The organism is Pseudomonas sp. Z003-0.4C(8344-21) (assembly GCF_900104975.1).
Classification (GTDB): Bacteria; Pseudomonadota; Gammaproteobacteria; order Pseudomonadales; family Pseudomonadaceae; genus Aquipseudomonas; species Aquipseudomonas granadensis.
Map to the genome: position 1 here is coordinate 4065311 of NZ_LT629756.1, position 11692 is coordinate 4077002.

Genomic DNA, 11692 nt, shown 5'->3' on the forward strand with positions numbered 1-11692 from the left:
GTTCCTTCAGAGCGGTGTTGGCGAAGGGTTTTTCCAGCGGGGAAAAGCCCAACGCCAACCCTCATCAGCTCCCCGTTCTGCAGGCGTAAAACTTTGAAAGCAGCTTCTGTAAGGAATGCCCGGTAATTCTGGCCAAGTGGCCCACAACGCCACGCAGCGCATGAGTACGAGCATTTCGCGACGAGCGTCCCGGACACCCATTTGGGACCACTGATGAGGGTAATAACTGTGCTTGAAGCCTACCGCAAACATATCGAAGAGCGTGCAGCCCTGGGTATCGTTCCCCAGCCGCTTAACGCCGAACAAACAGCAGGCCTGATCGAGCTGCTGAAAAACCCTCCGGCTGGCGAAGAAGCTTTCCTCGTTGACCTGATCACCAACCGCGTACCGCCTGGAGTGGACGAAGCCGCCTACGTCAAGGCCGGCTTCCTGTCTGCACTGGCCAAGGGCGAAGCCTCCTCCCCTCTGCTGGACAAGAAACGCGCTGTCGAACTGCTCGGCACCATGCAGGGCGGCTACAACATCGTCACCCTCGTTGAACTGCTGGACGACGCCACGCTGGCGCCAGTCGCCGCCGAAGAACTCAAGCACACCCTGCTGATGTTCGACGCCTTCCACGATGTGGCTGAAAAAGCCAAGAACGGCAACGTTCACGCCAAGGCCGTGCTGCAATCCTGGGCTGATGGCGAGTGGTTCAAGAAGCGCCCGGTGCTGGCCGACAAGATCAGCCTGCGCGTATTCAAGGTCACCGGCGAAACCAACACCGACGACCTCTCCCCTGCGCCAGACGCCTGGTCGCGTCCAGACATCCCGCTGCACGCCCTGGCCATGCTGAAAATGGCCCGTGACGGCATCGTTCCGGACGAGCAAGGCAAGACCGGTCCGATGAAGCAGATCGAAGAAATGCGCGGCCAGGGCTTCCCGATCGCCTACGTCGGTGACGTGGTCGGTACCGGTTCTTCGCGTAAATCGGCCACCAACTCGGTGCTGTGGTTCTTCGGCGACGACATCCCGTACGTGCCGAACAAGCGCGCTGGCGGTTTCTGCTTCGGCAGCAAGATCGCTCCGATCTTCTACAACACCATGGAAGATGCCGGCGCACTGCCAATCGAATTCGACGTGTCGAACATGAACATGGGCGACGTGATCGACCTGTACCCGCACGCTGGCAAAGTCTGCAAGCACGGTACCGACGAAGTCATCACCACCTTCGAAATGAAAACCCCGGTGCTGCTGGACGAAGTTCGTGCCGGCGGTCGTATCCCGTTGATCATCGGCCGTGGCCTGACCGAGAAGGCTCGCGCCGAACTGGGTCTGCCAGCGTTCGATCTGTTCAAAAAGCCAGAAGCTCCGGCTGAAAGCACCAAGGGTTTCACCCTGGCGCAGAAAATGGTCGGCAAGGCCTGCGGCCTGGCAGAAGGCCAGGGCGTGCGTCCTGGCACCTACTGCGAACCGAAAATGACCACCGTGGGTTCTCAGGACACCACCGGTCCGATGACCCGTGACGAACTGAAAGACCTGGCGTGCCTGGGCTTCTCCGCTGATCTGGTGATGCAGTCGTTCTGCCACACCGCGGCCTATCCAAAGCCGATCGACGTGACCACCCACCACACCCTGCCTGACTTCATCATGACCCGCGGCGGCGTTTCCCTGCGTCCGGGCGACGGCATCATCCACTCGTGGCTGAACCGCATGCTGCTGCCGGACACCGTTGGTACCGGTGGTGACTCGCACACCCGTTTCCCGATGGGCATTTCGTTCCCGGCCGGTTCCGGTCTGGTGGCGTTTGCTGCAGCCACCGGCGTCATGCCGCTGGACATGCCGGAATCGATCCTGGTGCGCTTCAAAGGCAAGATGAAACCTGGCATCACCCTGCGTGACCTGGTTCATGCCATTCCTTACTTCGCCATCCAGAACGGTCTGCTGACCGTCGAGAAGAAAGGCAAGAAAAACGCCTTCTCCGGCCGCATCCTGGAAATCGAAGGCCTGGAAGGTCTGACCCTGGAGCAGGCGTTCGAACTGTCCGACGCCTCGGCCGAACGTTCGGCTGCCGGTTGCACCATCAAGCTGTCGAAAGAGTCGATCACCGAGTACCTGCAGTCCAACATCACCCTGCTGCGCTGGATGATCGGCGAAGGCTACGGCGATGCGCGTACCCTGGAACGTCGCGCTCAAGCGATGGAAGCCTGGATCGCCAACCCTGAACTGATGGAAGCCGATGCCGACGCCGAATACGCCGAAGTCATCGAAATCGATCTGGCCGAGATCAACGAGCCTGTACTCTGCGCGCCAAACGATCCGGACGACGCCCGTCTGCTGTCCAGCGTTGCTGGCGAGAAGATCGACGAAGTGTTCATCGGTTCGTGCATGACCAACATCGGTCACTTCCGCGCTGCCGGTAAACTGCTGGAGCAGGTCAAGGGTCAGCTGCCAACCCGTCTGTGGCTGTCGCCGCCGACCAAGATGGACGCTCACCAACTGACCGAAGAAGGCTACTACGGCATCTACGGCAAGGCCGGCGCACGCATGGAAATGCCAGGCTGCTCGCTGTGCATGGGTAACCAGGCACGCGTTGAGCCGAACAGCACTGTGGTCTCGACTTCCACGCGTAACTTCCCGAACCGTCTGGGCGACGGCGCGAACGTCTACCTGGCCTCGGCCGAGCTGGCGTCCGTTGCTTCGATCCTGGGTCGCCTGCCGACCGTCGAGGAGTACATGGAATACGCTGGCAAGATCGACAGCATGGCGGCCGATGTCTACCGCTACCTGTCCTTCGACCAGATCGCCGAGTTCCGCGAAGCCGCTGCGAACGCCAAGATCCCGGTCGTTCAAGCCTAACGCTGCAAGGCAATAAAAAACGCCGCCCATCGTGAGATGAGCGGCGTTTTTTTATGCCTGATCGAGGGTGGTTGCCTGTTCGGGCCTCATCGCTGGCAAGCCAGCTCCCACACAGGTTTATGGCGTTCCAAGAGGGTGAGTTTTACACATGACCCTGTGGGAGCTGGCTTGCCAGCGATGGCGGAGTGTCCGTCGACATCATTGTTGATGACTCTCCGCTCGCGAGCATGCTCAGCTCCCGAGCCAAAAAAAACCGCTGTACCCGGGCAGGCACAGCGGTTCTTATCGATTGAAGCCGCGTTACATCGCCAGTTTGTAAACCAGCGCCGAAATCGCCACCAGACCAACAGCCGTTACAAACACATTCGACGCCTGCCCACGATAACGCGCCATGGCCGGCACTTTGCGAATCGCATACATCGGCATGAGGAACAGAATCGCCGCGATCACCGGGCCGCCAATCGTCTCGATCATCCCCAGAATGCTTGGGTTCAGCGTCGCCACGATCCAGCAGATCACCAGCATGAGCGCCGCGACGATGCGATCCAGTGCCTTGGCCCCGGGACGCTTGCCGCTCTTGACGATCAAACCTTTCAGACCTTCGCTGGCACCGATGTAGTGGCCGAGGAACGACTTGGAGATCGCCACAAAGGCAATCAACGGCGCTGCAAAAGCGATGGTCGGGTTACTGAAGTGGTTGGCCAGGTACGACAGGATCGACAGGTTCTGCGCCTTGGCCTCAGCCAGTTGCTCCGGCGACAGTGTCAGCACGCAACTGAACACGAAGAACATCACCATCAACACCATCAATGCATGGGCGCGCGACAGGATCTGCGAACTGCGCTCCTCTGCGTGCTGGCCGTAGCGGCGTTTCTGGTCGACCGCAAAGGCCGAGATGATCGGCGAATGGTTGAATGAGAACACCATCACCGTAATCGCCAGCCACAGCGTAAGCAACAGCTCAGACGGTGCCGGTACGTGCGATGCGGTGGCGAGAATGCCGCCGTTCCAGTGCGGGATCAGGTACACCGCGAGAAACAGCAGCGCAACGATAAACGGGTAGACCATCAGGCTCATCGCCTTGACGATCGCTTGCTCACCGCAACGTACGACTGCCAGCAAACCGAGGATCAGCACGAACGACAGCAGTGCCCGTGGCGGCGGCGTGATGTGCAGTTGGTGTTCGAGGAAACTGGCGACCGTGTTGGTCAGGCCAACGCTGTAGATCAGCAGGATGGGGAAGATGGCGAAGAAGTACAGCAACGTGATCAGTGCGCCGGCCTTGATGCCGAAATGCTGCTCGACCACCTCGGTGATGTCGGCGCCTTCACGACCGGACAACACGAACCGCGTCAGGCCACGGTGCGCATAAAACGTCATCGGGAACGCCAGCAGCGCGAGGATCACCAGCGGCCAGAAGCCCCCCAACCCCGCATTGATCGGCAGGAACAGGGTGCCGGCGCCAATGGCCGTCCCGAACAGTCCCAACATCCAGGTGGTGTCCTGGCGATTCCAGCTCGAAAGTTCAGCGGGTGCTGCTGCATCAAAGCGCTCTTCGACGCTATTGGCCTGATCATTCATCCGGTCGGATCTCCGCATTCCGGTCACTTGCCACTCGGTCAGGACGCGTCGGAAAAAACCGACACACATGCTCCGGCCGAAACAGGGGCGGGATTCTCCGTGATAAATCAACAGAAGCAAAGACTTAGCTGAGGAATGGTTGTGCGGTGCAGATCAGGTCGGTGTCGTTTCAGGCTATAAAGCAGTCGCGAACAGACATGTAACACGTCGTTTTTAGACGCTTTTTTCAGACATTCAAACATCGAAGAATGACTCAAACCGATATACCCATAATGAAGCCCAGCGCCACGCAATAGAGCCCGAAACCAAAGAGCAACCAGAGCCTGCGACTTTCGCTTTTTTCTTTGGTGCGCAGCGTTTCTTCATACTCTGCGAACTCTCGCTCAATTTGCTCAAGCCTGGCCTTGCGGTCATATGTACTCAAAATTGATTTACCTTTTGGCGATGGGCCAGGCCGCACAAGAACTTGAATAGTCAAAATTTCAAGAAAACGCCTGCGACCGCAGTGATGGCTGTCAGCACTGCACCCAATACCGCAATCGGATAGAGTTTCGCTTCCCTGAGCAGCTTTTTCTCCTCAGCCTGAAGCTTTTTCCATTCGGCCACGAGCTTGCGCGACTCATTCTCCAGCCTGTCGAGTTCGATATTTTCACGATCGTTCCTGAGCATTCGCCTTCCCTGGCTGCTGGCAGTGACTGCCTTGGCTGCTTTGTGCGCTCATGATGTCTCCGTTACCCATATGCGGATAGCAGATCGATCTGCCGAATGCGTAGGCAAAATCTGCGAGTTTCGTCAGTCGCCCGACACCCATCGATACTTTCATTTTGGCCGACGTCATCTAGTGTGAAGTAGTCCCCCCTCTCAGGAACCACCTCATGCCCCTCGTCCGCATCGACATCAAACAGAACCCCGACGTCACGTTCGGCAAACGCGTCGGCGAACAGATCTACGCCGCCCTGCGCAGCTGCATCGATGTGCCGGAACATGACAATTTCCAGATCCTCACCGAGCACGACGCCCAGCACCTCGTTTATGACCCTCAATACCTCGGGATTCAGCGCAGCGACGGCGTGGTGTTCATTCAGATCACCATCAGCGAGGGACGGTCGGTGGAGAAGAAGCAACTGCTGTTCAAAACCATCGCCGATAACCTGCACGCTGAACTGGCGGTGCGTCTGGAAGACGTGTTCATCAATCTGATCGAGGTGAAGAAGGAGAACTGGTCATTCGGGAACGGCATCGCGCAATACGTTACCTGAGCGGCTGATTGACAGTGCGGCACCGGCGCCAGCATGATCGGCGGCATGAACCTTTGCGCGCTGCACCTCACCCGCACCACCACCACGACCGCCATCGGCGGGTCGTGGTGTTTTTGCCTGAGGTAAATCCAGCGCAGCAAACCCAAGGCCCCGCCAGCAATGGACGGGGCCTTGTTGTTTCTCCCGTCCATGCGGCATCTGCAACACTCAAGGAGAAACACCATGTCCGCAGCATTGTTGATTATCGATATGCAGGTCGGCTTGTTCCAAGGCCCGGAAAAACCACACGACAGCGAGCGGGTTCTGATCAACATCCGGCGTCTGATCACTCAGGCCCGGGCCCGTCAGGTGCCGATCTTCGCTGCACGGCACACTGGCCCGGAAGGCTCGCCGATTGCCGCCGGCAGTCCATTCTGGCAACTGTTGCCGGCGCTTGAACTGGACGCTGACATCGACACCGTTTTCAATAAATCCCGACCCAACGCCTTCCATGCGACCCGACTGGCACGGCAGCTAGCCGTGGCGAACGTCGATGAACTTTATATCGTCGGCATGAAAAGTCAGTTCTGCATCGACAGTACCTGCCGCGCCGCCGCCGATCTGGGCTTCAAAACCTTGCTCGTCGCCGACGCCCACACTTGCATGGACACCGACGCACTGCCGGCCGCAGCGATCATCCAGCATCACAACGCGACGCTCGGAGCCGCCTTCGCGCGTTTGGTCAGCAGCGATGAAGTGACGTTCTAAAGAAGCGATCGCGAGTTGACGCATTCTGACCTCCTCAGGTTGCGTCAATCAGCTATTTGTAAGCGCATCCGTCGTCCTACAATATTGAGAGAACGGTTATCCGTAAAAGCGCAGCTAATTACGAAAAATATCTGCAAACAGGACTCAGCCTATAATTATTCAAGAATAATCCTACAACTCGCGCCATCCTTAATAATTAAAACAAAAAATTACCAAACAATAAAAAACGGCCCATTTGTTACAAGCAACTACTTGGCCATTGAACAACCTCCAGGACGAGGGCTATATTTTTCACGCTTGGAAGTCAGTTACCAATCGCACATGATTTGAAGTGCTCAGTAAGGATATGCGCATGCACAACAAAACGATTCTGTGGCTGCTACTTGCAGCGCTGTTTATTCCGAACATCAGTGCTGCCCAAACGACAGTCATACGCCAACTGGCATCCTCGCCGCGATGGCTGACCACCAAGGTCTATATCGACGGCGCCCCTGAAACCGACGTCAAAGCGAAGTATCCCGGCGTTGTGGGTATATCGACGTGGGATCCCGAACGCAATCGATACGAATTCTTTTACACCGATACAGGTGAGTCAAAGTACAACAACGGTGGCGGTGGTTATTTCTTTGTCACTGGCGATCAGAAACAGCACGTTCTTGTACCCGACATGGGGCCGATCAAAACTATTGTCAGACGCCTGGAAACATTGAATGACCAGGAATTCACTTACTCCCGGGAAGTACCTCGCGACATGATTGAAACCAATCCGCCTGTACGTATTCATGTCGTCCACGCACCTTATACCGGAACCGTACAAACCAGGTCCGCCATTACACAACAAGACAAGGAATGAATATGCAAAAGGCACTTAAAACCCTGTTTATGTCGACGCTACTGGCCTCTTCGGTATATTGCGCCGGGGTGTACGCGCAAGCCGCCAGCCAACCGGCAAAAAATGCCGTCGCCACTACTGACAATGCGATGATGCTGACGGTTTTTCTGAAGCATGATCAGACCCGCCCGCTGAGCGAACTCAAGGCCCAGCTCGCGCAACAGGGCTTCTACAAGACCTTCCCGCCGGCCGGCGTCGAAGTGGTGAGCTGGAACATCATGATGGGCATCGGCCAAGTGGTCACCGTGCGCTTCCCCGCCTCCCGGCTGGCGGAAGTGAACCTTGCTGTGGAAAATACTGCCTGGGGCAGTTATCGCACCGAGTTTTATCCAACCTACGATTTCAAGCCGATCGCGCTGGCCGAACAAGCCAAAGCCCAGACAGCCCAATGAGACCGGCAGCACAGCGGTTCACCGCTGTGCTGCTACGCCTTGCTTCTTGCCCGAAGCCGTCCAGAATCAATGCACGACTGCGCGAATGATCATGATTGCCAAAACGCGGCGGATTCAGCACGCTGAAACGATTTTCGCGACCCACCCGCCATTGATCTCAGGAGCCGTGCAATGCCCGCAACCGTTCTGGTACTGGTTGAAACCATCAATGACTATCTGCCGATTCTCGAACATCAGGGTTTTCACCTGATTCTCGCGCCCACACCTGCCGAACGTGCACAAGCCATTGCCAGCCACGGCAGCCGCATTGACGCAGTGCTGACCCGTGGTCCGCTGGGCCTCACCGCCGAGGAAATCGCCGCCCTGCCCGCGCTGAGGATCATCACCGTGATCGGCGCCGGTTACGAGCAAGTGGATTTGCAGGCGGCCAGTGACCGCGGGATTACCGTGACCAATGGCGCCGGGGTCAACGCCTCGTCAGTGGCTGACCATGCGATGGCGATGCTGTTGGCGCTGGTACGCGATATACCCCGTTGTGATGCCGCCGTACGCCGTGGTGAATGGCCGAAGATCATGCGTCCGTCGCTGGCCGGCAAACGTCTGGGCATTCTCGGGCTTGGTGCAGTGGGCATGGCGATCGCCAAACGGGCCAATCTTGGTTTCGACATGTCGATCAGTTATCACAACCGTCAGGTGCGAAACGATGTGCCTTACGCGTTCTGCTCGACCCCGACCGAGCTGGCACGGGCTGCGGATTTTCTGATTGTCGCCACGCCGGGTGGCGTTGGCACGCAGCACCTGGTTACTCGCTCGGTACTCGATGCACTGGGCCCGAATGGCTTCATCGTCAATATCGCCCGTGCCAGTGTCATCGATACTGCGGATCTGGTGACGGCTCTCGAACAACGGCGAATCGCCGGTGCCGCCCTCGATGTGTTCGACCACGAGCCACAAGTGCCCGATGCCTTGAAAACCCTCAATAACGTGTTGCTGACCCCGCACGTTGCCGGTCTGTCACCGGAAGCCATGCAGGGTACCGTGGAGCTAGTCGGGAAAAACCTTGTGGCGTTTTTCTCCGGGCAAGCGGTGCTGACCCCCGTTTCCCTCCCGCCCCGACTCAACGACCAGCGCGTTTCCTGAAGATCGCCAACCCGGATTCTGCATCGCCAACAGCCCACGCCTGCAACCCCCCTTCCGCTCGGAAGGGAGGGCTCATTCCCAAAGGTGATTATTGGGCAACACGCTAACCTATAAGACCGACCCGCGCTTGTCGCTGCACGAGCGTGCCATTAGATTAGCCAATGATGTCTGGCCTCCAAAATAAGCAGAAGGGATAAGCATGGCGCTTACTGACCAGTCCACCCGTATCCGCTCCGGCGAAGAACTCGATGCCAGCCTGATCGATCCGTACCTCAAAGCGCACATTCCAGGCCTGACCGGCACACCTGCAATCAGCCAGTTTCCCGGTGGTGCGTCGAACCTGACCTACCTGTTGGAATACCCGGAACAGGAATTCGTCCTGCGGCGCCCACCCTTCGGCCACAAGGCCAAATCCGCCCATGACATGGGCCGCGAATTCCGCATCCTCAATCAATTGCGCGACGGTTTCCCGTATTGCCCGAAAGCCTATGTGCACTGCACCGACGAGTCGGTGATCGGCGCCGAGTTCTACGTGATGGAGCGGGTCAAGGGAATCATCCTGCGCTCGGATCTGCCGCCGGAACTGGGCCTCGACTCTGCGAAGACCGAAGCGCTGTGCAAGAGCTTTATCGACCGCTTCGTTGAACTGCATCGCGTCGATTACCGGGCATGTGGGCTGGGCGATCTTGGCAAACCTGAAGGCTATGTCGCCCGCCAGATCAGAGGCTGGAGCGAGCGCTACGAGAAAGCCCTGACCCCGGATGCGCCGCACTGGGAGCAGGTCAAAGCCTGGCTCAACGACAAGATGCCCGCCGACCATCCGACGTCAAGCATCGTCCACAACGATTACCGCTTCGACAACGTCATTCTTGATCCGCAGAACCCGATGCAGATCATCGGCGTGCTCGACTGGGAACTGACCACCCTCGGCGATCCGCTGATGGACCTGGGCAACACCCTCGCCTACTGGATCCAGGCGGACGACCCGGCGCCGGTGCAACTGATGCGCCGCCAGCCGAGCCACGCGCCGGGCATGCTTACCCGCCGTGAATTCGTCGATTACTACGCCGAGCGTTCTGGAATCCAGATCGATAATTTCGACTTCTACTACACCTACGGCCTGTTCCGCCTCGCCGGTATCGTGCAGCAGATCTACTACCGCTTCTACCATGGCCAGACCCAGGACAAACGCTTCGCGCAGTTCATTCACATGAACAAACTGCTGGAGCAGATGAGCCTGCAGGTCATCGCCAAATCGAGCCTCTGACGGCCCACACCAAGGAACCCTTATGTCCAAGACTCAGTTGTTCGACCTCGACGGCAAGATCGCTTTCGTCTCCGGCGCCAGCCGTGGTATCGGTGAAGCCATCGCCAAACTGCTGGCCCAGCAAGGCGCCCATGTGATCGTTTCAAGCCGCAAGCTCGACGGCTGCCAGCATGTCGCCGACGCGATCGTCGCCGCCGGCGGCAAAGCCACGGCCGTAGCCTGCCACATTGGTGAAATGGAGCAGATTGCTCAGGTGTTCGCCGGGATCAAGGAACAGTTCGGCCGCCTCGACATTCTGGTCAACAACGCCGCGACCAACCCGCAGTTCTGTAATGTGCTGGACACCGACCTGGGGGCGTTTCAAAAGACCGTCGACGTAAACATCCGTGGCTATTTCTTCATGTCGGTCGAAGCCGGCAAGCTGATGCGCGAAAACGGCGGCGGCAGCATCATCAACGTCGCCTCGATCAACGGCATCTCGCCGGGGATTTTCCAGGGCATCTATTCGGTGACGAAAGCGGCCGTGATCAACATGACCAAGGTGTTCGCCAAGGAATGCGCGCAATTCGGCATCCGCTGCAACGCCCTGCTGCCGGGCCTGACCGACACCAAGTTCGCCTCGGCACTGGTGAAAAACGATGCGATCCTCAAACAGGCACTGACGCAGATCCCGCTCAAGCGCGTGGCCGACCCGAGCGAAATGGCTGGCGCCGTGCTGTACCTGGCCAGCGACGCGTCGAGCTACACCACCGGAGTGGCGCTGAACGTGGACGGCGGTTTCCTGTCCTGATCTGATTATTCAGACAAGTGCCAGCCCTGCGGAAAAGAGCGCGCTCATTCCCGCAGGGTTTGTGCGGCGCTGCTACTGAGTGATGCAACGAGTGGTGGTGATGTGCCGAGTGACCTGCCCGTCCACGTACATGTCACCGGCAACCTCGGTGTTTTCCATGACCTGACAGGTGCGCTCGGGCGGTGGCGGCGGCGCCACTGGCGCTGGGGGTGGCGGACTGGCACAACCGGCCAGCAACACGAACAGAAAAGCCAACGGCAACACGCGATTCCCAGAATGGTTCATAGGACGACCCGCGGTGAATGAGAGACGAATTCCCGCGACCCAACCGGTCACGGAAAACCTGACGACTCATTATTTATAGCCGAGCCCCTTGCAAGTGCCAGTGAACAGGCTGTTTGAACGGTTCATGGCTGTCGATTTTACGTTGGAGGTCGGGTTAGTGAAGCGGGAAAAGCGACGTAGATCGCCTTCGCGAGCAGGCTCGCTCCCACAGGAATGCATCGAGATCAGAAGCTCGAATCTGCCGAGGATCGCAAGGAATTGCTTTCCAGCTCATAGCGCAATTCATCGACCAGCGCTTGCACCGACTCCGGTGTGCGCAACTCATCCAGCTTCAGACCACTGATCACCAGATCCACCGCTCCCGAATCCTTGTGATAGAGCTTCACTGTCAGCGAATGATCGCCATCCACCGAGCACTCACACGCCAGCGGCGGAAAACTGTGCTCAAGCTGCGCACGCAACTGTGCAAGATTCATCATTTGGGTCGTTCCTTTGGCTGCA

At 58.1% G+C, this 11692-nt stretch carries 13 protein-coding genes; 8 read left to right on the forward strand and 5 right to left on the reverse strand.

Translation table 11 applies throughout. The features are described 5' to 3' along the window. The first annotated feature begins 228 nt into the window (after positions 1–228). Positions 229–2838: a bifunctional aconitate hydratase 2/2-methylisocitrate dehydratase gene (gene acnB / locus BLU24_RS18385; RefSeq protein ID WP_093102518.1), complete on the forward strand. Its 2610-nt coding sequence runs from the start codon at positions 229–231 to the stop codon at positions 2836–2838. A 300-nt stretch (positions 2839–3138) separates the two neighbouring features. On the opposite strand, the gene BLU24_RS18390 is transcribed toward acnB, so the two are convergent. The 3 genes from BLU24_RS18390 to BLU24_RS18395 form a co-directional block, all read right to left on the reverse strand. Next, positions 3139–4419 (reverse strand): HAAAP family serine/threonine permease, encoded by a 1281-nt coding sequence (locus BLU24_RS18390; RefSeq protein WP_093102520.1) that lies wholly within the window; start codon positions 4417–4419, stop codon positions 3139–3141. A 253-nt stretch (positions 4420–4672) separates the two neighbouring features. Beyond that, positions 4673–4843, reverse strand: a complete 171-nt coding sequence (locus tag BLU24_RS27820) for a hypothetical protein (RefSeq protein WP_172833286.1) — start codon at positions 4841–4843, stop codon at positions 4673–4675. Positions 4844–4893: 50 nt separating this feature from the next. Further along, positions 4894–5088 (reverse strand): hypothetical protein, encoded by a 195-nt coding sequence (locus BLU24_RS18395; protein WP_093102522.1) that lies wholly within the window; start codon positions 5086–5088, stop codon positions 4894–4896. A gap of 206 nt (positions 5089–5294) precedes the next feature. On the opposite strand from BLU24_RS18395, the gene BLU24_RS18400 reads away from it, so the two are divergent. The 7 genes from BLU24_RS18400 (at position 5295) to BLU24_RS18430 (ending at position 10906) form a co-directional block, all read left to right on the forward strand. After that, positions 5295–5678 carry a tautomerase family protein gene (locus tag BLU24_RS18400; RefSeq protein WP_093102524.1) on the forward strand — a complete coding sequence of 128 codons (384 nt, stop codon included), beginning with the start codon at positions 5295–5297 and terminating at the stop codon, positions 5676–5678. Between the two features lie 222 nt (positions 5679–5900). After that, the gene (locus BLU24_RS18405) at positions 5901–6425 is read left to right on the forward strand and encodes a cysteine hydrolase family protein (protein ID WP_093102527.1); all 525 of its coding nucleotides are present in this window, start codon (positions 5901–5903) and stop codon (positions 6423–6425) included. A 346-nt stretch (positions 6426–6771) separates the two neighbouring features. Beyond that, positions 6772–7278 (forward strand): DUF4822 domain-containing protein, encoded by a 507-nt coding sequence (locus BLU24_RS18410; protein WP_093102529.1) that lies wholly within the window; start codon positions 6772–6774, stop codon positions 7276–7278. A 2-nt stretch (positions 7279–7280) separates the two neighbouring features. Then, on the forward strand, positions 7281–7709 hold the full coding sequence (locus tag BLU24_RS18415; protein ID WP_093102532.1) for a hypothetical protein: 429 nt from the start codon (positions 7281–7283) through the stop codon (positions 7707–7709). Between the two features lie 171 nt (positions 7710–7880). Continuing rightward, entirely contained in the window at positions 7881–8849 is a 969-nt protein-coding gene (locus BLU24_RS18420) for a 2-hydroxyacid dehydrogenase (protein WP_093102535.1), read from the forward strand. Positions 8850–9048: 199 nt separating this feature from the next. Further along, positions 9049–10116 (forward strand): phosphotransferase family protein, encoded by a 1068-nt coding sequence (locus BLU24_RS18425; protein WP_093102537.1) that lies wholly within the window; start codon positions 9049–9051, stop codon positions 10114–10116. 22 nt (positions 10117–10138) lie between these two features. Further along, positions 10139–10906 (forward strand): SDR family oxidoreductase, encoded by a 768-nt coding sequence (locus tag BLU24_RS18430; protein ID WP_093102539.1) that lies wholly within the window; start codon positions 10139–10141, stop codon positions 10904–10906. A gap of 72 nt (positions 10907–10978) precedes the next feature. On the opposite strand, the gene BLU24_RS18435 is transcribed toward BLU24_RS18430, so the two are convergent. Further along, positions 10979–11191, reverse strand: coding sequence for a hypothetical protein (locus tag BLU24_RS18435; protein ID WP_090282785.1), 213 nt, complete (start codon positions 11189–11191; stop codon positions 10979–10981). Positions 11192–11415: 224 nt separating this feature from the next. Next, complete coding sequence (locus BLU24_RS18440) at positions 11416–11670, reverse strand: DUF1652 domain-containing protein (RefSeq protein ID WP_093102542.1); 255 nt, start codon at positions 11668–11670, stop codon at positions 11416–11418. Between the last annotated feature and the right edge of the window lie 22 nt (positions 11671–11692).

Bases quoted from the DNA above. Each gene is read 5' to 3' on its own strand.
- BLU24_RS18390 (WP_093102520.1), bottom strand. From the start codon at position 4,419: ATGAATGATCAGGCCAATAGCGTCGAAGAGCGCTTTGATGCAGCAGCA.
- BLU24_RS18395 (WP_093102522.1), bottom strand. From the start codon at position 5,088: ATGCTCAGGAACGATCGTGAAAATATCGAACTCGACAGGCTGGAGAAT.
- BLU24_RS18400 (WP_093102524.1), top strand. From the start codon at position 5,295: ATGCCCCTCGTCCGCATCGACATCAAACAGAACCCCGACGTCACGTTC.
- BLU24_RS18405 (WP_093102527.1), top strand. From the start codon at position 5,901: ATGTCCGCAGCATTGTTGATTATCGATATGCAGGTCGGCTTGTTCCAA.
- BLU24_RS18410 (WP_093102529.1), top strand. From the start codon at position 6,772: ATGCGCATGCACAACAAAACGATTCTGTGGCTGCTACTTGCAGCGCTG.
- BLU24_RS18415 (WP_093102532.1), top strand. From the start codon at position 7,281: ATGCAAAAGGCACTTAAAACCCTGTTTATGTCGACGCTACTGGCCTCT.
- BLU24_RS18420 (WP_093102535.1), top strand. From the start codon at position 7,881: ATGCCCGCAACCGTTCTGGTACTGGTTGAAACCATCAATGACTATCTG.
- BLU24_RS18425 (WP_093102537.1), top strand. From the start codon at position 9,049: ATGGCGCTTACTGACCAGTCCACCCGTATCCGCTCCGGCGAAGAACTC.
- BLU24_RS18430 (WP_093102539.1), top strand. From the start codon at position 10,139: ATGTCCAAGACTCAGTTGTTCGACCTCGACGGCAAGATCGCTTTCGTC.
- BLU24_RS18435 (WP_090282785.1), bottom strand. From the start codon at position 11,191: ATGAACCATTCTGGGAATCGCGTGTTGCCGTTGGCTTTTCTGTTCGTG.
- BLU24_RS18440 (WP_093102542.1), bottom strand. From the start codon at position 11,670: ATGATGAATCTTGCACAGTTGCGTGCGCAGCTTGAGCACAGTTTTCCG.